The organism is Erythrobacter crassostreae (assembly GCF_019204045.1).
Taxonomy (GTDB): domain Bacteria; phylum Pseudomonadota; class Alphaproteobacteria; order Sphingomonadales; family Sphingomonadaceae; genus Erythrobacter; species Erythrobacter crassostreae.
On the sequence record NZ_JAGSPC010000001.1, the window covers coordinates 1,614,282 to 1,638,916 of the forward strand.

Annotated in this window: 20 protein-coding genes and 1 tRNA gene; 6 read left to right on the forward strand and 15 right to left on the reverse strand. The window is 57.6% G+C overall.

Annotation, left to right across the window (positions count from 1 at the left end; genetic code table 11):
* From purQ to infA, 9 genes are all read right to left on the reverse strand, one after another.
* Positions 1-690 carry a phosphoribosylformylglycinamidine synthase subunit PurQ gene (gene purQ / locus KCG46_RS07855; RefSeq protein WP_218404707.1) on the reverse strand — a complete coding sequence of 230 codons (690 nt, stop codon included), beginning with the start codon at positions 688-690 and terminating at the stop codon, positions 1-3.
* Complete coding sequence (gene purS, locus KCG46_RS07860) at positions 690-941, reverse strand: phosphoribosylformylglycinamidine synthase subunit PurS (RefSeq protein ID WP_218404708.1); 252 nt, start codon at positions 939-941, stop codon at positions 690-692. The genes purQ and purS overlap by 1 nt, the downstream gene beginning before the upstream one ends.
* A 230-nt stretch (positions 942-1,171) precedes the next feature.
* Positions 1,172-4,126 (reverse strand): M16 family metallopeptidase, encoded by a 2,955-nt coding sequence (locus tag KCG46_RS07865; RefSeq protein ID WP_255551825.1) that lies wholly within the window; start codon positions 4,124-4,126, stop codon positions 1,172-1,174.
* A 234-nt stretch (positions 4,127-4,360) separates the two neighbouring features.
* Positions 4,361-5,170 carry a phosphoribosylaminoimidazolesuccinocarboxamide synthase gene (gene purC, locus KCG46_RS07870; RefSeq protein ID WP_218404709.1) on the reverse strand — a complete coding sequence of 270 codons (810 nt, stop codon included), beginning with the start codon at positions 5,168-5,170 and terminating at the stop codon, positions 4,361-4,363.
* A 24-nt stretch (positions 5,171-5,194) separates the two neighbouring features.
* Positions 5,195-5,269, reverse strand: a tRNA-Phe gene (locus KCG46_RS07875).
* A 120-nt stretch (positions 5,270-5,389) separates the two neighbouring features.
* Positions 5,390-5,578: a DNA gyrase inhibitor YacG gene (gene yacG / locus KCG46_RS07880; protein ID WP_218404710.1), complete on the reverse strand. Its 189-nt coding sequence runs from the start codon at positions 5,576-5,578 to the stop codon at positions 5,390-5,392.
* Positions 5,575-6,531 (reverse strand): ribonuclease E/G, encoded by a 957-nt coding sequence (locus KCG46_RS07885; RefSeq protein ID WP_218404711.1) that lies wholly within the window; start codon positions 6,529-6,531, stop codon positions 5,575-5,577. Before KCG46_RS07885 ends, yacG begins: the two co-directional genes overlap by 4 nt.
* Positions 6,524-7,096: a Maf family protein gene (locus KCG46_RS07890; protein WP_218404712.1), complete on the reverse strand. Its 573-nt coding sequence runs from the start codon at positions 7,094-7,096 to the stop codon at positions 6,524-6,526. Before KCG46_RS07890 ends, KCG46_RS07885 begins: the two co-directional genes overlap by 8 nt.
* A 16-nt stretch (positions 7,097-7,112) precedes the next feature.
* Complete coding sequence (gene infA / locus KCG46_RS07895) at positions 7,113-7,373, reverse strand: translation initiation factor IF-1 (protein WP_218404713.1); 261 nt, start codon at positions 7,371-7,373, stop codon at positions 7,113-7,115.
* Between the two features lie 220 nt (positions 7,374-7,593).
* On the opposite strand from infA, the gene KCG46_RS07900 reads away from it, so the two are divergent.
* A complete protein-coding gene (locus KCG46_RS07900; protein WP_218404714.1) occupies positions 7,594-10,791 on the forward strand; it encodes a TonB-dependent receptor in 3,198 nt (1,065 codons plus the stop codon).
* A gap of 56 nt (positions 10,792-10,847) precedes the next feature.
* Here the strand turns inward: KCG46_RS07900 and KCG46_RS07905 are convergent, their stop codons facing one another.
* The 4 genes from KCG46_RS07905 to KCG46_RS07920 form a co-directional block, all read right to left on the reverse strand.
* On the reverse strand, positions 10,848-11,666 hold the full coding sequence (locus tag KCG46_RS07905; RefSeq protein WP_218404715.1) for an alpha/beta fold hydrolase: 819 nt from the start codon (positions 11,664-11,666) through the stop codon (positions 10,848-10,850).
* Positions 11,666-13,261: a WS/DGAT/MGAT family O-acyltransferase gene (locus tag KCG46_RS07910; RefSeq protein ID WP_218404716.1), complete on the reverse strand. Its 1,596-nt coding sequence runs from the start codon at positions 13,259-13,261 to the stop codon at positions 11,666-11,668. Before KCG46_RS07910 ends, KCG46_RS07905 begins: the two co-directional genes overlap by 1 nt.
* Before the next feature lie 178 nt (positions 13,262-13,439).
* Entirely contained in the window at positions 13,440-13,859 is a 420-nt protein-coding gene (locus KCG46_RS07915) for a DoxX family protein (RefSeq protein WP_218404717.1), read from the reverse strand.
* A 30-nt stretch (positions 13,860-13,889) separates the two neighbouring features.
* Positions 13,890-15,077, reverse strand: a complete 1,188-nt coding sequence (locus KCG46_RS07920) for a BaiN/RdsA family NAD(P)/FAD-dependent oxidoreductase (RefSeq protein ID WP_218404718.1) — start codon at positions 15,075-15,077, stop codon at positions 13,890-13,892.
* A gap of 66 nt (positions 15,078-15,143) precedes the next feature.
* On the opposite strand from KCG46_RS07920, the gene uvrC reads away from it, so the two are divergent.
* The 5 genes from uvrC to KCG46_RS07945 all read left to right on the forward strand — a co-directional run bounded on the left by uvrC (position 15,144) and on the right by KCG46_RS07945 (position 22,306).
* A complete protein-coding gene (gene uvrC, locus KCG46_RS07925) occupies positions 15,144-17,087 on the forward strand; it encodes an excinuclease ABC subunit UvrC (RefSeq protein ID WP_218404719.1) in 1,944 nt (647 codons plus the stop codon).
* 217 nt (positions 17,088-17,304) lie between these two features.
* Positions 17,305-18,360 carry a BLUF domain-containing protein gene (locus KCG46_RS07930; protein ID WP_218404720.1) on the forward strand — a complete coding sequence of 352 codons (1,056 nt, stop codon included), beginning with the start codon at positions 17,305-17,307 and terminating at the stop codon, positions 18,358-18,360.
* Between the two features lie 226 nt (positions 18,361-18,586).
* Positions 18,587-20,023, forward strand: a complete 1,437-nt coding sequence (locus tag KCG46_RS07935) for a DUF8370 family protein (RefSeq protein WP_218404721.1) — start codon at positions 18,587-18,589, stop codon at positions 20,021-20,023.
* Between the two features lie 128 nt (positions 20,024-20,151).
* On the forward strand, positions 20,152-20,559 hold the full coding sequence (locus KCG46_RS07940; protein WP_218404722.1) for a hypothetical protein: 408 nt from the start codon (positions 20,152-20,154) through the stop codon (positions 20,557-20,559).
* A gap of 142 nt (positions 20,560-20,701) precedes the next feature.
* The gene (locus KCG46_RS07945; protein WP_218404723.1) at positions 20,702-22,306 is read left to right on the forward strand and encodes an AbgT family transporter; all 1,605 of its coding nucleotides are present in this window, start codon (positions 20,702-20,704) and stop codon (positions 22,304-22,306) included.
* 73 nt (positions 22,307-22,379) lie between these two features.
* On the opposite strand, the gene KCG46_RS07950 is transcribed toward KCG46_RS07945, so the two are convergent.
* Entirely contained in the window at positions 22,380-22,991 is a 612-nt protein-coding gene (locus KCG46_RS07950; protein WP_218404724.1) for a superoxide dismutase, read from the reverse strand.
* Positions 22,992-23,080: 89 nt separating this feature from the next.
* The gene (locus tag KCG46_RS07955) at positions 23,081-24,574 is read right to left on the reverse strand and encodes a carotenoid oxygenase family protein (RefSeq protein WP_218404725.1); all 1,494 of its coding nucleotides are present in this window, start codon (positions 24,572-24,574) and stop codon (positions 23,081-23,083) included.
* Between the last annotated feature and the right edge of the window lie 61 nt (positions 24,575-24,635).

Here is a 24,635-nt window from a genome sequence, read left to right on the forward strand (position 1 = left end):
TCAGGCGCTGACGAGAGCTTTGATCACGCTTTCGAAAACACGCCTACCGTCTTCTCCGCCCATCGCGTGATGCGAAGCGGGGGCGATAGCGCGTTCGGGATGGGGCATCATGCCCAGCACCCGGCCATTTTCACTAAGGATACCGGCAATGTCGCGGCGCGATCCGTTGACTGCTTCTTCGTATCGGAATGCCACGCGGCCATCACCCTCAAGGCTGTCCAGTGTCGCTTCATCGGCGAAGTAGTTGCCATCGTGATGCGCCACAGGAATGCGGACGGTCTCACCCTCGCTATAAGCCTGAGTGAAGAGGGATGAGGTGTTCTCGACCTTCAGCGGAACGGTGCGGCAAACGAAGGTCTGTCCGGCATTGCGCATCAGCGCGCCGGGAAGCAGGCCGCTTTCGGTGAGGACCTGAAACCCGTTGCAAACGCCGAGGACGGGAACACCGCGTTCAGCAGCAGCAACGACCGCGCGCATGATCGGGCTTTTGGCGGCCATCGCGCCAGAACGCAGATAATCACCGTAAGAAAATCCGCCGGGAAGGGCGATAAAGTCCAGACTGTCCGGCAAATCGGCGTCGCCGTGCCAGATGCGAACCGCAGCCTCTCCCGTAACGGCTTCCAACGCCACCGCCATGTCGCGGTCGCAATTAGAGCCGGGGAAAGTGATGACGCCAGCTTTGAAAGCCATCAGGCTGTTTCCTTTTCGCCTTCTAGTTTTTCAATCGCGAAATCTTCAATCACCATATTGGCGAGCAGTTTTTCGCACATTGTGTTGAGCGTTTCGTCGGACGTGCCATCGACCACGTCCATCTCGATCATCCTGCCGATGCGCACGTCGTCGACACCGTCAAAGCCCATTCCTTCGAGCGAGTGATGCACCGCGCGACCTTGCGGATCGAGCACACCGGGCTTGAGGCGGACGAGAATGCGGACTTTCATGGGCGATTCCTGCTGAACGAAGCTGTGACTTTGGTCGTCCCTATAGCGTACATGCGGTACCGCGCAATCGCGCGCCGCACCTTGCCCACGGTCCGGAAACGCCGCGTGTTTGCCTTTTGCGCAGTTTGGATTATTGCCAGTCTTCTAATCAGCCTCGGGATCGTACTGAGTTTGAATTGGATCTGGGGCTGGCAGGAGGCGAACTGTCAGCCCTTTTTCAATTGTGCTGACTATTCGGCCTCTTCGCTTTCGCTGGCCGCGCGGGCGTTTTCACCGGGCAAGACCTGGATTTCCACAGACACCGCCGGATCGAGATATTGCAGCGCTTCCGCTTGAATGTCTTCCGGCGTGATCGCTTTCAGCAGATCAGGTGCATCAAACCAGCGCTGCAATCGTTCCGGTTCACTCTGCGCGCGCGCCGCCAATCCCATCCAGCCGCCAAGACCTTTGAGTGCGTTGGCGTAGGATTCAAGCACAGGCTTTCTGGCTCGCTCGACAAGGTCTTGCTCCACCGGAGCATCGCGCAGGTCGGCAATCAAGCCGAGTATCGCAGTTCGCGTCGCTTCGACCTCTGTCACATCGATAGATGCCGATATTGAGAACGTGCCGTAATCATCGTAAATCCGGCTGGTCGAGCTGCCAGCGGACGGCGAATAGGTTTGTCCCAATTCCTCGCGCAGGCGTTCAGTAAGTTCCAATCGAACCACACGCCCAAGGATCGATAGCCGCAATGCCTCGGCGAAATCCTTGTCATCAGTAGTAGGCCAGATCATCCGCAGCAGCGCCTGATCTGCTTCGCCTTCGTGTTCCAGGGTGGAGAGCCCGCGTGCGGCAGTGAAAGTTCGCTGACGAGCCTGTTCGCGCGGCATGAAATCAGCCTCACGTGCTGGCAAAGCGGCCAGCGTCGATGCGACGGATGCAATGGCCGCATCTTCATCAATGTCGCCCACCATCGCGATCTCAATCGCGCCGTTTTGGAGACGGTCGCTGATCGCGCTTTCCAGCTTGGCATAATCGAGCGCGAGATACGCTTCCTTTGGCTGGAGAGAGAACCGCGGATCACCATCCGAAAGCTTCGCCCCAATCGCCGTGCTGTATGCCCGGCCGGGAGTGGAAGTGAGCGTTTCAAAGAAGTTATCGATGCCCTTGCGGAACCGCTCTACGCCTTCGGCGCGGTAGCCCGGATCGGTCAGGATCGCGGCAAACACCTTCATCTGCAAATCAAGATCGCGCGCGGTCGTCGTGCTGCCCATGGTAAAGCCGTCGGCAGAGCTGCCGAACCCGGTCGAAACGCTGCGGCCGGCGAGCACAGTCTGCAATTCATCCACGCTATGCGCACCAAGACCGCCCGATGAAAGCGAATCTGCAAGATAGACCAGCAACGGATCGCCTTTGGTCCGCATCAGATCGCCGCCGTCCACGCGGACGGAAATGCGAATGCGATCTTCGCGAATGTCAGTCTTCTTAAGGTTGAGCTGGACGCCATTGGCAAAGGTGAGTTTGCGAATGCCAAGCTCTTCGTGAGTATCATCGGCGACCACGGCCCCAGCTTCGCCAAAGTCGCTATAGGCGAAGACAGCAGTGCCGGTATCCTCTGGCGCCGCGATGGGCAGAGCCATTCCATCATCAAAAGCCCTGCGCACGCCTTCCTCGCCGCCCTCTGGCGCGGTTCGGCCGGTGAAGCGGATCAATGGTTCATCGAGCGGGATAGCATGGTCCAGAACCGCCTTATGCACCGCTTCCGTCGTGATCGACGGTGCAAATGCCTCAAACTGTTCGAGCGAATAGGTGGGCGTAACGGGGACACGGTCGCCTGATACAAGGCCAAGAGCCTGTCCCATAAAATAGCCGTTGGAGAATGTACTGAAGCCGGAGACTGCGTTCTCGGCGGCAGTTCGGCTGCGTTTCAATTGCTCGTCCACTTCGGCGGTGGTGAAGCCGTATGTGAGGGCTTCATTCACCACCTGAACGGCGGCGAGCATGCCTTTTCGCCATTCGCCATCGACACTGCTGATCCCGATGCCTGTGCTGCGGGCGTCTTCGAATATGCTGCCAGTGCCATAGCTTGCGCCGCGATACGGCGCGTCAGCCTCACGGGCGAGGCGGGCCAGACGGCGGTTGATAATCGCGTACCCGACCCCTCGAACAAATTGCTGTTTGCGGTTGGCAACATTGTCAGTCTCTTCGACCCAAGGGCCAAGGCGCGAAATCTGTACGCTCTCCGACAGCGCGGGATCAAGGTAGACATCCGTCAGCCCTTTTCGCGTAACGTCGATAGGCCCGGCTTCGGGTTCAACCGGTGCCGGTGCAGGTTTCCAGTCGGCGAATTTCGTACGGATCGCGGCTTCCATCACATCGACGGGGTAATCGCCAACAATGACCACCACCGTGTTCGATGGCGTATAAATCCGCTCATAAAGGCCGCGCAACTGTTCTGCGGTCGCGGTCTCAAGGCTCTCAATCGTGCCAATCGGCAACCGGTCGATATAGCGCGCGCCGGGGCTGCTGAATTCATAGCTGTCTTCGCGGTTGCGCTGGGCAAATCCAGCACGGTCGCGGCGTTCGGACAGTACCACGCCGCGTTCGCGATCCACAGCATCCTGAGCGATCGTAAGCTCGCTGGCGGTTTCCCGCATCAGCATGAGCGCGGTATCTAGCAAGGCCTCGTCATTGCGCGGCAGGTTCAGGATATAGGTGATCGCATTCATGCCGGTTGTCGCGTTGGTATCGGCGCCAAACGCCAGACCTTCACGTTCCAGCAGCTTGATCATCTCGCCTTCGGGGATGCCTTTCGACCCGTTGAAGGCCATATGTTCCAGGAAGTGGGAGAGGCCGCGTTCATCCTCATTCTCGTCGAGCGAGCCTGAGTCGATCCGCATACGGACAACGGCGGTTCCTTCGGGGGTGCCGTTCTGCCGGATGATGTAGCGCATGCCATTGTCGAGCTGGCCGAAAGTGTAGCCGGGATCGAGTTCGACATCGCTTTCTTCAAACGCCCATGCGGGGTCATCGGAAACCTCGGCGGCTTCGGTTTCCTGCGCCGCAAGCGCAGATGTCAAAGCAAAATTGGGCAAAGCGAGCAAAAGCCCGGCAGCGAACACACGTGCAGTCGATTTCATATTGTTTGGCAGTACCTTCTCATCCCCGTAAGGTGTGCAGCTTAACGCCTTAATCCACGCTGTCATTTGTTTGTTTGCGCCCTCAGGTGCCGGGCGCGGGCCATCCGGCCCGCTTGGCTACGCCGCATTGGCGGCGGCGCGCAGTCGCGCTTGCGGAACCTATCGGTTCCGAAACAGTGCGGTCTTTAGAGGAAAACTGCGGAGCACGGCGCGAAGCGCCGCAAGGGCGCCCGCCCGCCTGCAGGCTTGTCAGGGCCGAGGAAATCGCACGCCGGATGGCGTGCGTAAAACCAATAAATCCTACTTCTTGGGGGTAGGCGCTGGCGTTCCGCGAAGGCGCGTGCGGTGGCTCGACAGGTCGAGCACTTCGCCCGGATTGCTGTCTTCATCGTGCAGCAAGCCGAGACGCCGCGCGACCTCACGGTAGGCTTCCTCCTCACCGCCCAAATCGCGGCGGAAGCGGTCTTTATCCAGCTTTTCGCCCGATTTCATGTCCCACAGACGGCAGCCATCCGGGCTGATCTCGTCAGCCAAGATGACGCGGCTGAAATCGCCATCGTACAAACGGCCAAATTCGAGTTTAAAATCGACCAGACGGATATCGATAGCGGCAAACATACCGCTCATGAAATCGTTGACGCGGATCGCCATGGAAGAAATGTCGTGCATCTCTTCGTTGCTGGCCCATTGGAAACACGCAATGTGTTCTTCCGCGACGAGCGGGTCACCCAGCGCGTCGTCTTTGTAGCAATATTCGATCAGCGTGTGCGGCAACGGCTCGCCTTCTTCCAGGCCAAGCCGTTTGCAGATCGAGCCTGCGGCGACATTGCGCACGATCACTTCGATCGGAATTATCTCCACCTGACGCACCAATTGCTCGCGCATGTTGAGGCGGCGGATAAAGTGCGTCGGGATGCCGATATGCGACAGGCGGCTGAACACGTGTTCGCTGATGCGATTGTTGATCACACCCTTGCCGTTGATTGTGCCTTTTTTCTCGGCGTTAAAGGCGGTGGCGTCATCCTTGAAATACTGGATGATCGTGCCTGGCTCAGGACCCTCATACAGGATCTTGGCTTTGCCTTCGTAAATCTGGCGGCGACGGGACATGTGTGAACCCCCTTGTTCAGCGAATGGTGCCCGGGGGCGGATTTGAACCACCGACACGCGGATTTTCAATCCGCTGCTCTACCCCTGAGCTACCCGGGCATTCGCTGCGGCGTCGATCTATCCTGAATCGGTCAGACCGGCGAGCAAATGAGAGCGGGCCTATGGCGAACCCTCGCGCGCTTGGCAAGAGGAAATGGCCATAAACCTGCGGTTGTTTCTTCAGTCTTGCCTGTCCCAATCGGCGCTCGCAATTTCCTCGGGCGAGGCAGGGCGGGCAGGAACGGCGTAACCATCGCCAAACCACTTGGCGAGATCGCGGTCCTTGCAGCGCGTTGAGCAGAATGGTGTGTGCTCTTCGCTGCGCGGTTTTTTGCAGATGGGGCAGGGCTTTTGAGGCTTGGTCGTCATTGAGCGATTATCTGGGCCTGAGCGGCCTCTAGCGCAAGGGATGGGTTCGTTTCAATCCGCACCTCTTTTCCTGTCCGCCGCGACAATTCGATCAGCCATTCCTCTTTGAGCTTGGCTTTCAGCGCGGGATGAACGGTCAACAGCAGCACCCGTCCACTTCCCTCTGCCATCTCAGCGCGGCGCAGAGCCACGCGCGCGCAGGCACCAACACGCGAAGCCTCGAATCGGTGCAGCAATGATGGCCCTTCGAGCCGCGCGACCAATTGTACAAAGCCAAAGCCATTCATCGCGGTGCGTTCATGCGGCCAATTCGATAGAGCCGCTTCAAGTGCGGCATCGACTTGTTTTCGGCCAAGCTTGTCCTGAATGGTTGGGAAATCGATCCCGATCGAGCCGCCGATATCGAACCATCTGAGCGCTTCAGCGATTGCGGGCACTGCTGCCAAGGCAAGTTCGCGCGGGCTGCCTGCGCCATCGATATCGATCAGGGTCATTGCGGGCGAGGTGCTGATAAGCAGCGATCCGCCGGAAAAGTCGATTTGGGCAGAGGATGCCGCGTCCCACACGTCTTCCCACATTCCGCAGGGAAAGCGTCTGACGGTTTCTCCTTGAGGCAAAGGATTTGTGGTCGGTTGTTCAGAATCTTCTACGAACCGAGCCTGAGCCATTTTCAATCGCCCGCGCTCCGCTATGGGTGCGCGCGTGATTTGCAAAGCGAACTTTGCGCCTTCGGTTAGATCAGAAGGTAAGCGGTCAACCAAAACTTCGGTGCCATTTCCCAACACCGCTGTTCCGCGCCGCGATCCCGATGCTTTGGAGGCAAGGTTCGCACCGTCGATCTGGCCTGCAAAACACTCGCCGGGCCAGAAGAGTTTTGCACCGACAACCTGATCGTTCTCGATCAGCAAAGCGCGGCTTTCACCGATGCCTTCTTCGATCAGCCATTCAGCCAATGGGAAAGCCCGCCGATTTCAACAGAGCGCGGGTTTCATAGAGCGGCAGGCCCATCACGCTGGAATGGCTGCCTCTGATCCACTGGATCAAGCCTTCTGCAGCACCCTGGATCGCATATCCGCCCGCTTTCCCGCGCCATTCATTGCCCGCAAGATAAGTACTAATCTCTTCGGGGCTCAATGATTTGAACCGAACGATGTTCTCACTGAGCTTGGCTTTCACCGACCCGTCGGGCGCTTTCAAGACTACGCTAGAAAGCACAGTATGCCGCCTGCCGGATAGCAGTTCGAGGCACGCTCGCGCTTCGCTCTCTTTTTCGGTCTTGGGCAATATGCGCCGTCCTGCGGCCACCACAGTATCGCCAGCCAGCACAAATCCGGGGGCGCTGATCGCCGCGGCTTTCTCCGCGCCCATGCGCAGAGCATAGTCGCGCGGGCGTTCCGCCGAGCGCGGCGTCTCATCGATATCTGCAGGCGAGATAGCGTCAGCCGTCAGACCTAGCCGCGCAAGAAGATCGCGCCTGCGCGGACTGGCCGATGCCAAAGTCAGGTGAAGGGCGCTCATCAGCGCACCTTACAATTTATGGTGTCGGGCCGGGGCCCTGACCTGGGCCGCCGCGACCGGGCATAAAGCGATAGGTGATGCGCGCCTTCGTCAGATCGTATGGGGTCAGCTCGCAAAGCACTTCATCACCCACGAGCACGCGAATGCGGTTCTTGCGCATTTTGCCTGCGGTGTGGCCGAGCACTTCATGGCCGTTTTCGAGCTCTACCCGGAACATCGCATTGGGCAGCAGCTCAACGACGCGCCCGCGCATTTCGAGGAGTTCTTCTTTGGCCATGTAATCCCTTAAAGTTGTGACGCTTACAAATTGCGCCGGTCGATACTGGCGCGGCATTTAGCGATGCGATCGCCAAAAGGGAACCCTTCAACGATATTTGCCTGATTGGACCGGAACTGGATGCGATACCGTGGGTTCATATTCCAAACCGTAACAAGCGGTGCAATCCGATACAATTCAGGCGCTTGTTTAGGGCAAGTGTTTCCTCGAAGGGGTAACAATGATCCTCTCTCTATCCTCTCGCGCGAAATTGCGCACCAGTGTTTGCGGCGCATCTGTGTGGATGGGCTTGGCCGCTATGCCAGCGCTCGCTCAGTCTGACAGCGCCCCTGTCGAAGCGGAAGAGCCTCGCAATGAAGCGGGTACGGGGACCGGTGAAATTGTCGTGCGTGCAGAGCGAATTCGCGGGCAATTGGACGTCGAGCAAGCTCCACTTTTAGAGCTCAATGAAGAAGATATCGCTGCCGAAGGCGTAACATCGATTGCCGATCTTATTACGCAAATTTCCAACCAAACCGGCTCTGCGCGTGGCCGCGGAAGCGGCGGTCGTCCCATCATTCTGATCAACGGCATCCGGGTTGGTTCATTCCGCGAATTTGCCAACTATCCTCCTGAAGCACTGGAACGGGTTGAAGTCTTTCCCGAAGAAACAGCGCAGCGTTTTGGCTTTGCACCTGATCGGCGTGTTATCAATCTCATCCTCAAAGAGAATTACAGCAATGCAGAGGTCGAGTTCGAGTTCGAAGGGCCATCGCGCGGCGGATATCATCGGCGTGAGCAAGAGCTGGGTTTCCTCCAAATCGCAAATGGCGGGCGGATAAATGTAAATTTCGAAGCAAACGATACGTCGCTGATGACCGAAAGCGAGCGCGACATTATCCAGACTCCAACGTCGGTGTCGGATGTTGCCGGTGATCCGGGGCAGGCGGGTTTCCGCAGCTTGATATCGGATGGCCGCTCTCTCGAAGGCAATTTGAGCTGGGCGAAAGCATATATCGACAGCGGCACATCGGTCAGCGCCAATTTGAATTATGATCGCAGTGACAGCCGGTCGCTGCGCGGCTTAAACTCGGTCACTCTTACGGATGCCGCCGGGAATAGCGCTTTCCGTGTGTTTGCGGACGATACACCGCTGCAACAGATCAGCTCGACCGATACTCTGTCCAGTTCCGGTTCTCTGACCAAACGCGTCAATGCGTTCCGCCTCACCAGCACATACGATGTAAGCTACTCGGCAACGGCTCAGGAAATTGATCAGCGGTTCGACACGAGTGGCTTCGAAGCGTCGGCATTGCTGGGCGATCTAGCCATTGATGCTGCGTTGCCATCGGGCGTTACAACGCGGTTTGATACGGCGGACACGCGCAACATCGCGTTCAGCACGCTCAACACGCTGCGCGGTCCTCTTGCGAACCTTCCGGGCGGCGAATTGCTGGCGACTTTTGATATCGGTTATTCGTGGACCAACCTGCAAACATCGGATTCCCGGTCTTTTCAGGATGTGTCTCTGACGCGCGGTGACCTTTCGACCGGCGTGAACCTGACCATTCCGATCACCAGCCGGAGGAACGGTTTTGCAGATGCTCTGGGCAGCTTCACGTTGAACGCGCAAGTTGGCCTCGATAACCTCTCAGATTTCGGAACGTTGGGCGATTACACGCTAGGCCTGACTTGGGCTCCTACAGACAAGCTCAACCTGTCTGCTACCTATATCCAGCGCGAGGTTGCACCATCGCTTTCCGCGCTGGGCAATCCCGAGATTAGCTTCGTCAACACGCCGGTGTTTGATTTCACCAATGGCGAAACGGTGCTGGCAACGGTGATAACCGGCGGCAATCCTGATTTGTTGGCAGAGACCCAGCGAGACTGGAAATTCGCGGCGAACTGGGAATTGCCGTTCGTGGACAACACGCGTTTTACGGTCGAGTATATCCGCAATCGCTCCGATGATGTGACACGGGGTTTCCCGAATATCTCGCCGGAGATCGAGGCGGCATTCCCGAACCGTGTTACGCGCGATACTGCGGGCCAACTGCTTGCGGTTGATACGCGATCTGTGACGTTCTCCGAAACCCGCGCTGACCGTATCCAGTTTGGCCTGTTTACCCGCGGCAGCATCGGCGCAGGGCAGCGCGGTGGCAGACCTGGCGGGGGTCGTCCCGGTGGCGGTAGACCGCAAGGCGCGGCGTCCGGAGGAGGCGAAGGCGGCAGTTCCGGTACGCAGCAGCCTGCTACACGGCCAGAAGGACAGGGCCGACCCCAAGGTGGGCCTCCAGGTGGCCGCCAAGGTGGTCCGCCAAGTGCAGAGCAGCGCGCGGCGTTTATGGAATTCCGTACGCGCATCTGCGCCGATGATGGTCTCGACGTGCTGACACGCTTGGTCGAGGCAGTCGAGAACGGCGAAGACCTCTCCACAATCGTTCCGGGCTTTGATGCGCAGCGTTTTGAACGCCTGCTGTCGCGCGTCCGTGATGAAAACGGCGATGTTGATCCGGAGCGACTCGCAGCTGTGCGCGAGCGGATCTGCAGCTTTGACCCTACCGAAATGGGCGGGCGCGGTCGCCGTGGAGGACCTCCCGCAGATGGACAAAACGACGCACCTGACGGCGAGCGGCCTCAAGGTTTCGCAGCCTTCCGCGCGATCGCCTGCGGTGAAGATGGTGCCGCCCGCATCCGCGCTTTGATTACCCGTATCGAAGCGGGCGAAGACGTTTCTGGCGAACTTCCCGGCTTCGATCCCAATATGGCCGGTATGATGCTGGGCCGCCTGCGTGATGAGAACGGCAATATCACGGACGAGCGGATCGCCGGTCTGCGCGAGCGTTTCTGTTCGAATGAGCAAACCGCGAGTGGCGGGCAGGGCGGACAAGGTGACGGGCAAGCGCGAGGCGGTGGCGGGTCTCCAGCAGGTTTCAATCCATTGGCACGCGGTTCGCGGCCAGGTTTCCGCTACTTCCTCTCGCTCAACCACACGATCGAGCTCGAAAACGAGATCATCATTGCGCCCGGCCTCGCGCCGCTAAACCAGCTTGATGGCGATGCCACGAGCGCGTTTGGCTTGCCTAGGCAGAGCACCCGTTTGGAAGGCGGCATTTTCGGAGCGGGTGTCGGAATGCGCGTTTCGGGCCGCTACACCGGCGAGACGCGCCTCAACGGTTCAGGCGTTGCGGGCAGCAGCGATATCTTCTTTGAAGACTTGCTACGCTTCGATCTGCGCGTGTTCTCGAATGTCGGGGAGCTTGTCGGCAAGAATGAAGGCGTGCTCAAGAATCTGCGGATCAGCCTTCGCGCGGACAACATTTTTGATGCGCGCCAGCAAATTACGGATGAGAACGGCGATACGCCGATCAATTACCAGCCATTCCTGATCGACCCGACAGGACGTTTCATCGGGATCGATATCAGGAAGTTGTTTTAAATCTAGCACTGTGGCGGCGAGGCCTCGGCCTGCGCCCCACGTGCGAGGTCCGATGACTATTTCAAGCTAGTCTTCGGAAACATGATGCGCTGATGCGGCTTGGGAAGGAACGGCGACCATTCGCCTTCTTTTTGAGCCAGCCTGTCAGCCAATGCGACCATGACGCTGGGGTTTACGCCAAGGCCGCAATGGCTCGCATAAACCTCGATGTTCTCGAACGGCTGGGTTTCGTGCCCCTTATGCGGATGCTGAACGCTGCCGCGCCAGTGAACGACGCCGTCCGTCTTAGTCCAGATCGATGTGGTCGGCACAGGCGGCGCAATGTCTAGACCTTCAAACTGGCCGCCGCGCAGTTTTTCAGGCTCTTCGCCGTTGAAGAGCTTGAACAGGCGCGCCGCGTTGGTGTGGTTCCTATCATCCGAGATCGGGCTGCCGAGGCTAATGACCTGACGGACTTTCTCCGGATGCAATTTCGCGAGTTCCCGCGCGAGCACACCGCCAAGGCTCCAGCCAACAAGCGAGACTTTGCGTCCGCTTGCTTTGTGCTGACGGGTCAACTGGTGTTCCAGTTTAGAGAGCAATTCTTCATTGACGCGAACATTGCGCCCGGCTTCCCAGCCATGCGCATCATAATTCAACCGTTTCAGCAGGCGCCGCATCGGCACAGTCGAGCTGTTCGTTGCCATGAAACCGGGCAATGTCAGCACCGAATGTCCATCGCCTTTGGCAAGGTTCATCAGAAACGGGCTGGTCGCGTAGAACGCGCCAAGTTCGAAGAAGGCGCGGCCTTCGGCGAGGGTCCAGAACCGGTTAGGCGGAACTGCTGCTGGCAATTCTACTCCGCCGGCGTGCGCGCTGGGTGCCATGCTTGCCATTATTTCGTCTCCTTCGACTTGCGACCGATTGTAGTTGTTGGTTTGCGTTTTGCAGGCTTTTTGCGCGCCGTGCTTGTCTTTGCTGGCGCCGCCTTTTTCGCTGGTATTGTCTTTGTAGCAGGGGCTTTCCTAGCCGGCGCTTTACGGGCCGCAGGCTTAGCTGCAGCGGGCTTTGACGCAGTCTTCGCATCCACCGCTTTTGCCGCAGCCAGCAGCTCTTCAAAGCTTTCCTGCAGGCATTCCGAATAGAATTCTGGGTCCGGCATGATGTCGCGGCACGCCGTGAAGCTGATATAGGCTTCATCGACATAGCTTTGCACGACATGCGCGAGGCCCAGACCATCTGTTAGACAGATCAGCGACAGAGCCATGCTCTCCATCCGCGCGCCTGAAGAATAAATGTGAACGGGCGGGCCGGGCACGTTCGTCACAACAGTGTTGAATGGCATAGCAAGCTTGTGTGCGATGCTCACGCGGCTGAACAATTGCGCGCCCAAGGCCATATAGAGCAGCGGATTGATCTTGCTGACCTCTGTCATAGTGCGAGCACCCAGCGCGTTTGTCATCGCTTTGGAATTGCTAGTCTGGCCAAAGACGTATTCGAGCCGCTCTTTCGGATCGGAAAGATGCGTGCCGAGCGGCGCTACCATCGCTGCGACCTGATTGCCCATATCGCCTTTCTCGTCCTTATCCCGGACAGAAATCGGCGCCATGGCTGTCATGGTCGTTTTCGGCAGGTCGCCCTTGGCTGTCAGATATTTGTTCAACGCGCCGCCGATGATTGCAATCGCAACATCGTTCACTTTCGCTTCCGGAAGAAGCGCGCGGATCGCTTTGACATCGGCCAGCGGGAAACTGGCCCCCTCGACAACACGGTGCGCCGAAATTGACCGGTTAAAGCGGGTGCGCGGCGGCACCATGTCCGTGCTCAATTTGAACTCGCGCGTGACCAGCCCTTTGATCGCGCTGGCGACACCGGGCACGGCCTGCGCCGCAACCTGCGCCTGTTTAAACGGGTTCAGGATTGCGTTGACGTAGGATTTGCCGAGCAATTCGACCGGACCCGGCACTTTTTCCGGCTTCCACTCATCGGGAGTGTTCGGCGCAGCGGTGCTGGGCGTGACGGTGTGGAGCGCCTCCATCAGGTCGATCCCGCTCATCCCGTCAATCGCGGCATGATGAACCTTCGTTACAAACGCAAAACATCCCGGCGGATAGTCGCGCACATTGTCGAGCCCCTCGATCACGGTGAATTCCCACGGAGGACGGTTCAGATCGAGCGGGCGGGCGTGGATACGCGCGGCTTGAATGCAGAGCTGACGCCAATCGCCCGGTTTCGGCAGCGCGACGTGGCGGACATGATATTCAAGGTCGAAGTCAGGATCCTCGATCCAGTATGGATAATCGAGGTCAAACGGCACGCGCACGAGGCGTTGGCGCATGGTTTTTGAAAGCTGCATCCGGCTTTCGATAAAGCCGAGAATATCCTTGAACCGCACAAAGCCGCCAGGGGCGGTCTCCGGATTGTAAATCAGGACGCTGCCGATATGCATCGGCGAATTTGGCGATTCCATCGCGACAAACGATGAATCCATGCCTTGCAATTGGCGCAAGGGTTTCTCCTGCAATCGAGCCAAGAACTGACCCGTTTCGGCCCGTTTTCAGGCTCTGTTACCGATGGGTAGGTGTGTTTCAGTCCCGTGACAACCTCACGCGCACGGAAGTGTTGCCGTTTCAACAGCTGCATTGAAACTTTCGTGCGTGCGCTTTCGGTTATCCGGTCACAGCCTTGTCGCTACGCCACCATCCTGCAGCGGAAAGGCTTCGCGCTGGAGAGAGGCCTGCAAGAACCAGCAGCCCGGCTAGAATGCCAAGGTTCTTGATGAAGTTTTGCGTTTCGCGCTCGACCATATTCTCGGCCACGCCCCAAAAGCCATGCAACATCACGTTGACCAGCACGATATAGACCACGCAGCCATAGGCAACGAGCTTCACATGGCGGCCCGTAATGAGCAGCAGCCCGCCGATAATATTCGCCGCTGCGGCAATCCACATCAGCGGCTGTGCAAAGGCGATATTGTGGCTTTCCATGTAAGCAATCGTTTGCGCTGGCGCGGTGACTTTCATCAGACCGGGCAGAAGAAAATACAGCCCCAACAGAATGCGTCCAACTGTTATGCTTGCCTGCGACATGTGATCCCCTTTTGTATTTTCCGGCCCGTTCTATGCCAGCGCTTCACCGCAGGCAACGCCGCTCGCCCATGCCCATTGGAAATTGTACCCGCCAAGCCAACCGGTGACATCAACCGCTTCACCGATCGCATAGAGACCGGGTACTTTCTTGGCTTCCATCGTTTGAGACGACAGTTCGGCAGTCGAAATGCCGCCAATCGTAACTTCGGCCTTGGCAAAGCCTTCTGTTCCATTCGGCGAAAACCGCCAATCGGCGAGCTGCGCGCCCGCACTTCGCAGGTCTTTGTCAGGCACATTGCTGAACTCGGTTTCAAGACCGATCCGGTCTGCCAATGCATCCGCGAGCCGATCGGGCAGGTGGTGCCGCAGCACCGTGCGCAAATTGGCGCGCGGGTAATCTTTCTTGAGGCCGATCAGCCATTCCGCGTCGGCTTCTGGCAGGAATTTGATCCCGATCTCTTCCCCGCTGCGCCAATAGGATGATATTTGCAGGATCGCCGGGCCTGATAGGCCGCGATGAGTGAACAAAGCAGCCTCGGCGAACTCTGCTTTCTTTTTACCAGCGCCAGCGCGCGCGGTGACGGGCGCGGATACGCCTGAAAGCTCGCGGAACAGGACATCATCGCCGCCAAGGGTAAGCGGGACGAGCGCAGGGCGCGGCTCAACAACTTTCAATCCAAACTGTCGCGCCAAATCATACGCAAATCCGGTCGCGCCCATTTTCGGGATCGAAGGCCCGCCCGTCGCGATCACCAGCTTTGGCGAGCTGTACATCTGCTCGCTTGCCATCACCGCAAACTGACCACCTTTGTGTTCGACGGCGGTCACTTCAGCGTCGCAGATAACATCGACATTCTCTTCAGGGCATTCATCGAGCAGCATTTGCACGATCTGCATTGCGGACCCGTCGCAAAACAATTGGCCCAATGTCTTTTCGTGAAAGGCGATCTCGTGCCGCTTCACAAGGTCGATAAAGTCCCGCGCGGTGTAACGGGCGAGGGCGGATTTGGCGAAATGCGGATTGTCCGAGAGGAAGTTCCCCGCTCCGGCATTCACATTGGTGAAATTGCAGCGCCCGCCGCCCGAAATCAGGATTTTCTTGCCCGGCTTCTCCGCCTTTTCCAGCACGGCCACGCGCAGGCCTTTTTGCCCAGCTCGCGCCGCGCACATCAGGCCCGCGGCGCCCGCGCCCAGAATTATTACATCGTATTTTTCCATATAGGCTGGCGATAGGCGCAGTCTGCCTCATTGCCAACGGGCGGGTTCAGACCCTATTTGAATGCCATGGCCAAAACCCCGGCAGGCAAACCATCAAATCCGCACGGGGCCGAGCGTTTCAACGAGGAACGCGCGGCCTACACCGTTGCGTCTGCGCAGCCGAATTTGGAGGCCGGTGTCGAGGCGATCCGTGACACGGTCAAAACGCTAAAGCCCGTCCCCGGCGTTTACCGCATGATCGATACGCGCGGTGATGTCCTGTATGTGGGTAAGGCCCGCTCGTTAAAGGCGCGGGTGGCCAATTACACGCAAATCAATGGTCTGACGGGCCGGTTGCAGCGCATGGTGAGCCAATGCCGCAGCATGGAGATTATCACCACCAATTCGGAGGCGGAGGCGCTGCTGCTCGAAGCGCAATTGATCAAGCGGTTTCGCCCGCCGTTCAACGTGCTGCTGCGCGATGATAAGAGCTTCCCGTTTATTCTGCTGCGATCCGACCACGCTTTCCCGCGCATTCACAAACATCGCGGCGCGCGCAAGGCGAAGGGGAATTATTACGGCCCCTTTGCGAGTGCAGGCAGCGTCAACACCACGCTCAACGCGCTGCAAAAGCTGTTCTTGCTAAGAAATTGCACCGACAGCTTCTTCAACAACCGCGACCGGCCATGCCTGCTGTACCAGATCAAGCGGTGCTCTGCTCCGTGCGTCGGTCGTGTGAGCGAGCATGACTACGAGGCGCTCGTCAAACAGGCGAAGGATTTCCTCGCTGGTAAGTCGGGGCAAGTTCAGGCGGACCTTGAACGGCAGATGGCGAAGGCTGCGGAAGACCTCGATTTCGAGACCGCTGCTATTCTGCGGGACCGTCTGCGCGCGGCGACTTTCATCCAAGGCAGCCAAGCCATCAACGCTAGCGGCGTAGGGGACGCGGACGTGTTCGCGCTGTCTTCAAAAGGCGGGCACATCGCGGTGCAGGCGTTCTTCATTCGCGGCGGGCAAAACTGGGGGCACCGCGCATTCTTCCCCAGCCACACGAAAGACGTGGAGGAGGATCAGGTTCTCTCCAACGTCATGCTGCAGTTCTACGAAGAAGTGCCGCCGCCGAGCACAGTTCTGGTCGACCGCGAACTGCCCGAAAGCGAGCTGATCGGAGCGGCCTTGTCCGAAGTGGCCGAAAAGAAAGTGCAGCTTTCTATTCCGCAGCGCGGCGACCGGCGCAGGTTGATGGAGCAGGCCAGCCGCAACGCAGTCGAGGCGCTGGAGCGGCGGCTGGCGGAGAGGGGCACGCGCGCGAAAATTGGCCGTGAGATGGCCGACTTCTTAGAACTCGATGCGCCGCCGGAGCGGGTCGAGGTGTACGACAACAGCCATATTCAGGGTGCAAAAGCCGTGGGCGCGATGGTGGTTGCGGGGCCGGAGGGCTTCGAGAAATCGCAATACCGCAAATTCAATATCAAGACCGCGCAGACCAATGACGATTTCGGCATGATGCGCGAAGTGATGGAGCGCCGCTTTACCCGCGCGATGAAGGATGATCCCGACCGTGAGCGGGATGGCGTGTGGCCCGATCTTGTTCTGATCGACGGGGGCAAGGGGCAGATGAGCAGCGTGCAATCTGTGCTGGGCGAGCTGGGCATTGACGATGTGCCGGTGATCGCCATAGCCAAGGGGCCGCATCACGGGCGTGAGGGGCGCGAAGTGTTCCATTTTACCGATGGGCGCGAGAAGACGCTGCCGACCAATTCGCCGCTATTGTTCCACCTGCAAAACCTGCGCGATGAAGTGCACCGCTATGTCATCGGCGCGCACCGCGCGAAACGCAGTAAGGCAATCACCGCCAGCCCGCTGGATGAAATCCCCGGCATCGGCCCCGCGCGCAAACGCGCGCTGCTGCTGCATTTCGGCACGGCGAGCAAGGTTCGCGCTGCCGCGCTAGAAGACCTACAACGCGCTCCCGGTGTCAGCGAAAAGGTTGCGCAGCAGGTTTATGATTTTTACCATGCAGGCGGCTGAAAGCCCCTTGCATTAATGGCTGACTTGCAAATTTTACATCTTTTCCCTTACTGCAAGCCGCAGTTGACAGGCGGTCACTCATACTCGACACTCATCGGTGGGATTATCGCTGAAATAAGAGAATCGACCGTTTGAGCGTGCGATGTCCAGATAGAACATCAAAGCGAGCGGTTAGATTAGGCGTAAGGTATCCCGGCGACAGTCAGGGAGTGGGAAAATGTCGTTAGAATTTCAGGCAGCCGAAACCGATCCGACCAACTGGATCGGCAGTCTGGCTTACCGCAGCAAAGCTACCGCTGATTTGTCAGCGACCGAGCTTCAAGGTCTAACGTCGAATGCGCGCTTGCGAAATCGGAAGTGCGGGGTCACCGGCATGCTCATCCATCAGGATGGGCAATTCTTCCAGAAACTCGAAGGCCCACCTGCAAGCCTCAAGCATATTTGGGCGTCGATCAGTCAGGATCCGCGCCATGACGATATCGAGATGTTAAGCGAACATATCGTTCCAGCCCGCCTGTTCAGTGACTGGGATTTATTGGTCTACAACAGCGCCAATGCCTCGCCCGCTTTCGGTGGGGAACTCGCGGAAAACAGCGGTTTGTTCTCCAAAGTGCCCAAGCTGGTCGATCTTGCGCTTGGCGGCGATGATATCGGAACCAACACATTGATCGCTTCCCTTGCCGAGAAAGGCTGGAACGGAGATGCGATCCTTGCTCAATTGATTGAGCCGACAGCGCGGGCATTGGGCGATGCGTGGTTGGCCGATGATTGTACCGAGCTGGACCTCACCATGGGGCTAAGCATGTTGCAGCTGGCTGGCCATGCCGTTCGCCACCGGCCAACGCCAGAGGCTATACGAGAAACCAAATACAGCATCCTACTGGCCACTGCGCCCGGCGAACCGCACATGCTTGGAACATCAATGCTGGCTGATTTGTTCACTGATGCGGGCTGGCATGTTGATATGGCATTCCCCGGAAGCGACGAGGCGCTTGCCAATCAACTGGGCGCGCAGCAGCCCGATGCGCTGGATATCGGCATGTCAGAGGCGCTTTCCCGTGAGCACACGCTGGCCACTCTGCGTGAGACGATCCAACAAAGCCGCGAGGCTTCGCCTGACCATCTTACGGTTGTATCCGTTGGTGGCCGCATGTTCGCAGAGGCAGCCGCGACTGCGGCATCCGTTGGCGCGGATCACGCGCGCGATTCCGTAGTGGGAACAACCGTGCGGATTGCCGAACTGATCAGACAGAAACGGCAGATTCGCCCCTAGTGGAAGGCTCGATTTTGGCAGGAGGGCTAGGTTTTCTTGCGCCGCGATGACCTGCGCTGCTGCTGCATTTCGCAACGGCGAGCAAAGTGTGCGCGGCGGCGCTAGAGGATTTGCAGCGAGCGCCGGGTGTGAGCGAGAAAGTGGCGCAGCAGGTCTATGATTTTTACCATGCTGGGGGGTGAGGAGGAGATTTGGTTTCGCTCGAAATTTGCTCTAGAAAATAGATATGCCAAAACGCAATTTAAGAAACCCGGTTCTATTCAGTAGTCATTTTGGGATTGATCCCGACAAACTAGCTTCGGCAGGACTGCTCGACCCTATTCTTAATAGCGACACCCAACTTTTTATTGATCCACTATTAGTACGGAAATCCGACAATAAGCATATCCGTAAGTCAGGGAAAGACGAGCTTTATCATTCCCTAGGTAAGGTGGTACGATTATTGACCATCTCGAAGGATGAGGGGGACGCTGCTTGGATAGGAGCATTCGAAGCACTGGATCTACGTGAGCGGCCAGAAACCGGATTAGGATACGGGTCTTCAAGTCGAAGTGGTAGCTCGCGTCCGCCGGAGCTACGCCACGCGATTTTGAGGACAATCAAAGAAATTATCAGTCTGGGTGTCAATGACCTAGATATGATCCCGTTCATGCCAGCGTTCCAAGACGACGTAGGAGCTGATACCCTTAGTGACCTAGCAACAAATGCTATGTTGCCGACGCTTTCCAAGCTCACCGAGAAATTTTCTAAGAAGCATGATCTAGCAGCTCGTAATTGGGGAGCGAGGTACGGAAAGAGGAAGCTACCAGCAAACCCATTTGACGACAGATATCCCATCATTTCGGTCCCTCGCGATTTATTGCGGGAGCTGCCTATCGCTACAGATTGGTCGGACGTCAAACGAGTGATTTCTACAAATCGAGAGCTTCGCGAGAACATCAATTTGATGTTCGGCAATATAGCAAAGGTAACTGTCTCGCAGCGCAAGGCTGCGCTCAAGAAGGCAGCTCTACAATCTGATGAGTTGTTACAGAAACTGATATCAGCGGTCGCCGCAGCAGCCGATAGTTACGACGAAAAAGCGGATCTCGATGGCATATTTATTTTCCGCCAGCTCCTAAACTCAAACCACAAAGCCTTCAGAAATCTAATTTCTGCTCCGAAGGGTACGGACAAATCTGACCTTATGTCTGTGGTTCTGGCGATCATCACGGTTTTTCAGGACCTCATCGAAAAAAATGACCTTTGGAAATTGCTTTGGCATTGTGATCGCCCGCGGAAAGAACGTGCGGCCCAATTGGTGTTCTTTGGGATTGCCAAAATTCTATGTGCCGCGAACAACATCGATATCAATCCGGAATCTAACAGTGGCGGGGGTCCCGTAGACTTTGCTTTCTCGCGAGGCGCAAAAGAGAAGCTTGTGGTGGAAATTAAGCTATCGAAAGGTCAGGTGGTCGCTGGCTATCGGAGGCAATTAGAACGCTATAAAGCCGCCGCTGGCACAAATCTGGCTGTTATGCTCATCATAGATGTGGGTGGAATCGGGCGAAAGCTACGCGATATCGAACATTTGGCCGAAAAGGCTCGTGAGAGTGGCGATAGAGCCTCAGAGATATTTGTTGTGGATGCTAAGCCACAAAGGAGTGCGAGTAAGCTACGGTAATCAGCCGCTGTCCACCCTTTCCTACACCTCCCATCCGTGCCTTAATCTTGCGGATGCCCGCCCGCATTCCTCCACTTAAGCTCCCGCCATTTCACGCCGTTCAAACCCGCGCTCGCGCCGATGGGTGAGTGCCTATGCTTCAGGCGCGCTTTATTGGCTATCTGGCGCAGATCCGCTCGGTCTCGGATGCGGCGCTGGCTGTCGGCATGGCGCGGGAAGGCGCGTATCGGCTGCGGGGCCGCGACGGGGCGGAGGGTTTTGCTTCCGTTTGGGATATGGCGCTGGCGCGGCGGGATACGGGGGAGGGGCTTGCGCAGTTGGCTGCGGCGCGGCTGCGCGCTTTGGAGGCGCTCGCGCCTTTGCGAAAAGTCACACATGCGCAGCTTGATTGGCGGATCGAAAGCGGCAAATTTCAGGTTGTTCTGAAACGCGGGCGGTTCGATAGTGTGCTCCATTCCCCTGATAATAATGCGCTTTTGTGCGCGATGCGGCGGGCGGGGATGGTTGATCTCAGCGCGATGCGGATGCCGAAATGAGCGAGCGCCTCTTCATCCGCGACCCCGTTTCGTGTCAAGCAAACCCTTGCCAAGACACTTGCCAAGAGAAGCGCGGTCTTTATCGGTCTGTGTTCATCTTTGCCCGATTATTGCGGGCCATCCCAACTGACCGGAGCAATCCATGAGCGAGCTTCCCGCCACGACCGACGAACACACGCAGGTTAAGCGCAACGCCTTTACCCGCTTCCTTGACGGGGTGGAGTGGCTCGGAAATCTGTTGCCGCATCCGGTGACTTTGTTTGCACTGCTGGCGGCCGGTATCGTTTTGCTGTCCGGTCTGCTCGGCTGGATGGGCGTTGCGGTTGAGGACCCAAGACCGCTTGGCGCAAAGGGGGTGGCCGAAGACGGCATGATCCGCGCGATCAGCCTGATGGATGGTGACGGGGTGCGGCGTATCTTCACCGGCCTTGTCGACAATTTCACCGGTTTTGCCCCGCTGGGCGTGGTGCTGGTCGCTATGCTGGGCGTGGGTGTGGCCGAGAAATCCGGACTGCTCTCTGCCGCCGTGCGCGCCATGGTGCTGGGTGCGCCAAAGCATCTGGTGACGGTCGCGATTGTGTTTGCCGGTATCATTTCGAACACCGCATCCGAGGTTGGCTATGTGGTGTTGATCCCGCTGGCTGGCGCGATTTTCTATGCGTTGGGCCGTCATCCGCTCGCCGGTATGGCGGCGGCATTTGCCGGTGTATCGGGCGGCTACAGCGCGAACTTACTGATCGGTACAATCGACCCGCTGCTTGCCGGTATTACGCAGGAAGCCGCCCGCTTGATCGATCCGGAATACACGGTTGTCGCGACTGCGAACTGGTATTTCATGGTCGCATCGACATTTCTGATCACGATCATCGGTTCGCTGGTGACGATCTATATCGTTGAGCCAAAGCTGGGCGCCTATAATTCCGAGGATGCCGACCCCACCATTCTGGATGACCGGATGATGGACGAGGTTTCACCGGTGGAACGCAAAGGGCTCCGCTGGGCGGGTATCGCCTTGCTGGGTGTGTTGGCGTTTATGGCGCTGACGCTGGTCCCCGAATGGGGTATTTTGCGCAATCCTGAGAGCGGTGACCGGATCGACAGCCCGTTTTTTGACGGGTTTGTGGTCTGGATCCTGATCTTCTTTGTCACGCTCGGCTATGCCTATGGACGCGTGGTGGGCACGATGAAGACCGACCGCGATGTGATTGACGCCATGGCGGCGGCTTTGTCCTCGCTCGGACTCTATATTGTGCTGGTGTTTTTCGCCGCGCAATTCGTAGCGTTTTTCGGCTGGACCAATCTGGGCGCGATTACGGCGGTGACGGGGGCAAACTTCCTTGTCGAAACTGGCATGACCGGCCCGGCGGTGTTTTTCCTGTTCATCCTACTATGCGCTGTGATCAACCTGTCGCTGGGTTCTGCCAGCGCGCAATGGGCAGTGACCGCGCCGATATTCGTGCCGATGCTGATGCTGATCGGATACTCGCCTGAGGCCATTCAGGCAGCCTACCGGATCGGGGACAGCACAACCAACATCATCACGCCAATGATGAGCTATTTCGGGCTGATCCTCGCCTGGGCGACGCGGTATGACAAGAATCTGGGCGTCGGCACGCTGATCGCGATGATGCTGCCATACTCGATGTTCTTTATGTTTTTCTGGTCGATATTCTTCTATCTGTGGACATTCGTGCTGGGCATTCCGGTTGGGCCGGGTTCACCCACATATTACACGATGCCGGGATAGTTTGTCGGCACAGAAAAGCCCGGCCTGTTTTAACAGCAGACCGGGCTTTTGAAGCTTTTAAATAAGCCGGTTGTTACGCCGGATATGTCCAAGTCGAACCGCGGGCGAGGTTTTCGCTGGCGAAGGCCCAGTTGAGCTTGTGATCAACAACCGCGTCCAGATAAGCTGGGCGTTTGTTCTGGTGATCAAGGTAATAGGCGTGTTCCCATACGTCGATCGTCAGGAGCGGGTTGAAACCGCTGTCGGCAAGAGTGTCACCATCGTGGGTTTCTTCGATCGAAAGCGTGCCGTCTTTCTCAGCGAGCCAGACCCAGCCGCTTGCAAAGTGACCGGCACCGCGATCCTTGAGCTGCTTCTTAAGCTCATCGACTGAGCCAAATGCAGCGTCGATCTTCGCTTTGAGATCGTCGGAAGGAGCGCTTTCTTCTGCGGCCATTGAATGCCAGTAGAATGCGTGGTTCCAGCTTTGCGCAGCGTTGTTGAACAGTCCCTGATTGCTCCCACGAGCGGCGGCCACGATGTCTTCCATTGACTTGTCCGCGTGATCGGTGCCGTCAATCGCAGCGTTCATCTTGTCGATGTAGGCCTGATGGTGCTTTCCATAGTGGAACGACAGCGTGTTTGCCGAAACGGCCGGTTCAAGTGCGGTATCGGGATAGGGCAGGTTGATCAGTGTGAATGCCATTTTTGGGCCTCTCTGTTTGGAAAATGTATCTTGCCTAAGCAACGCGCCGCCGCGCTAAAAGTTTCGAGATTGTCTGGCAATCCCTGGCGTTAGGCCGCGAAACTCGCGCGTTTGAAATCCATGTCGCTTTTCAACTGGGAATGCTCGACCCATGTCGAGTGCACACCGCTGGAAATTTTGTGCGGCAGGCGCGCGCGGCAAATCGGGCCTTTGGTCACATCGCTGGCATCAAGGATCGCAAGCTCTGAAGTGCCGGTATTCTCGTCGATCAGGAACGTGATGAGATAGCCGTCATCTTCTGATGTTGCGTTCTTGCGCGGTACCACCGGGCTCTCGCTGGCATAGACACCGTCGGGCAATTGATAAACCTGCTCATCACCGCTGTCGGTATCGTGGCGGACATATCCGTTGAACAGGAACCATCCGGGCCGTGTGGTGGTGGACCAGATGTACCGACTTTTGCGCATGAGATAGTCAGGATTGATCATGCCGAACTCGACGATCTTGTCGCACAGCCGCTCTTCGGTCGTTTCGCCCGTTTTCAAATTGAACCGCCAGCGATGAAGACGGCTTTGGAAAGAGTGTTCGTCAACATAGGCCATCATGTGGCTGTATTCGCCCGCTTCCTTAATCGGGTCGGGCATTGGCTTATCCTGATAATACCCCTCTAAGACTACTTCATCGCCCTGTTCATAGGCATTGGTCCAATGAAGAACGTAAGTTGGCGAGGCTTCGAACCAGCGGATGTCTTCCGGCTGACCATGGCGCGGAATTAGAGCGAAACGGGTTGGGACACCTTCGTGAATGCGCGCTGCGTGGATGTCGCGTTTGAGCAGCTCCTCATCCCAGAACAAGGGCATATCGTTCAGGATCGACCAATTCTTTGTGATCGCCATATCATGCGGCAGGCGCGGGCCAGACAACGGGATGGGCACGTAATGCGCAAGCTTACCCGCACGGTCGACCACACCGTAATGCATGTACGGGACATGCTTTGAGTAATTGAAGAACATCATCTCGCCGGTCGTCTCGTCCACTTTCGGGTGAGCGGAAACACCGTCAATCGGCCCCCAAGAGGCTTTTCCGAGGTTCTCCAGCGTGACCGGATCCATCTGCCATGCCTCGCCGCATTGATAGAGCGTTGCAATTGCTGTTCCGGCGTGGACGATGATGTCGGTGCTTGCGGTGTCTTTCAGGCTGCCATGCGCGCCAAAACCAGGGCGTTTGGATAGAGCGGGAGGGTCCATTAATCCGCCCCATAGCGCCCCGCCAGCGATCTGTTCCTGCGTAAAGCAGTGGGTGCGGATGAAGCGGTTGCGATAGCTGGCCTTGCCGCCGCTGATATTGACCTGATGCACCATCGCATCGCCATCGAATGGATGATGGCGGCCGAGAGGTTGATGCACCGGGTTTTCGGTGTTGCGCAGATAAATCCCGTCAATATCTGCCGGAATTTCACCTTCGATCACCTCCAACTCGTCCACATCGGCCTCTTCATGAACAGGCGTCCATGGTCCGGATAGATACGGGTGATTGGACGGTTCAAGCGTCGTTTTGACCGGCGGCTGGCGAGTGGTTTGCATTGGTGTCTCCTGCGCTAACCCTAACCGAGAGAGCGCACAGGGCAAGCCCGCCAAAATATTG

Excerpts from the sequence above, each read along its gene's own strand:
- KCG46_RS07930 (WP_218404720.1), top strand. The coding sequence starts at position 17,305 with ATGTCGTTAGAATTTCAGGCAGCCGAAACCGATCCGACCAACTGGATC.
- KCG46_RS07905 (WP_218404715.1), bottom strand. The coding sequence starts at position 11,666 with ATGGCAAGCATGGCACCCAGCGCGCACGCCGGCGGAGTAGAATTGCCA.
- KCG46_RS07900 (WP_218404714.1), top strand. The coding sequence starts at position 7,594 with ATGATCCTCTCTCTATCCTCTCGCGCGAAATTGCGCACCAGTGTTTGC.
- KCG46_RS07920 (WP_218404718.1), bottom strand. The coding sequence starts at position 15,077 with ATGGAAAAATACGATGTAATAATTCTGGGCGCGGGCGCCGCGGGCCTG.
- KCG46_RS07935 (WP_218404721.1), top strand. The coding sequence starts at position 18,587 with ATGCCAAAACGCAATTTAAGAAACCCGGTTCTATTCAGTAGTCATTTT.
- purC (WP_218404709.1), bottom strand. The coding sequence starts at position 5,170 with ATGTCCCGTCGCCGCCAGATTTACGAAGGCAAAGCCAAGATCCTGTAT.
- yacG (WP_218404710.1), bottom strand. The coding sequence starts at position 5,578 with ATGACGACCAAGCCTCAAAAGCCCTGCCCCATCTGCAAAAAACCGCGC.
- KCG46_RS07950 (WP_218404724.1), bottom strand. The coding sequence starts at position 22,991 with ATGGCATTCACACTGATCAACCTGCCCTATCCCGATACCGCACTTGAA.
- uvrC (WP_218404719.1), top strand. The coding sequence starts at position 15,144 with ATGGCCAAAACCCCGGCAGGCAAACCATCAAATCCGCACGGGGCCGAG.
- KCG46_RS07915 (WP_218404717.1), bottom strand. The coding sequence starts at position 13,859 with ATGTCGCAGGCAAGCATAACAGTTGGACGCATTCTGTTGGGGCTGTAT.
- infA (WP_218404713.1), bottom strand. The coding sequence starts at position 7,373 with ATGGCCAAAGAAGAACTCCTCGAAATGCGCGGGCGCGTCGTTGAGCTG.
- KCG46_RS07865 (WP_255551825.1), bottom strand. The coding sequence starts at position 4,126 with ATGACAGCGTGGATTAAGGCGTTAAGCTGCACACCTTACGGGGATGAG.
- KCG46_RS07910 (WP_218404716.1), bottom strand. The coding sequence starts at position 13,261 with ATGGATTCATCGTTTGTCGCGATGGAATCGCCAAATTCGCCGATGCAT.
- purQ (WP_218404707.1), bottom strand. The coding sequence starts at position 690 with ATGGCTTTCAAAGCTGGCGTCATCACTTTCCCCGGCTCTAATTGCGAC.
- purS (WP_218404708.1), bottom strand. The coding sequence starts at position 941 with ATGAAAGTCCGCATTCTCGTCCGCCTCAAGCCCGGTGTGCTCGATCCG.
- KCG46_RS07955 (WP_218404725.1), bottom strand. The coding sequence starts at position 24,574 with ATGCAAACCACTCGCCAGCCGCCGGTCAAAACGACGCTTGAACCGTCC.
- KCG46_RS07890 (WP_218404712.1), bottom strand. The coding sequence starts at position 7,096 with ATGAGCGCCCTTCACCTGACTTTGGCATCGGCCAGTCCGCGCAGGCGC.
- KCG46_RS07945 (WP_218404723.1), top strand. The coding sequence starts at position 20,702 with ATGAGCGAGCTTCCCGCCACGACCGACGAACACACGCAGGTTAAGCGC.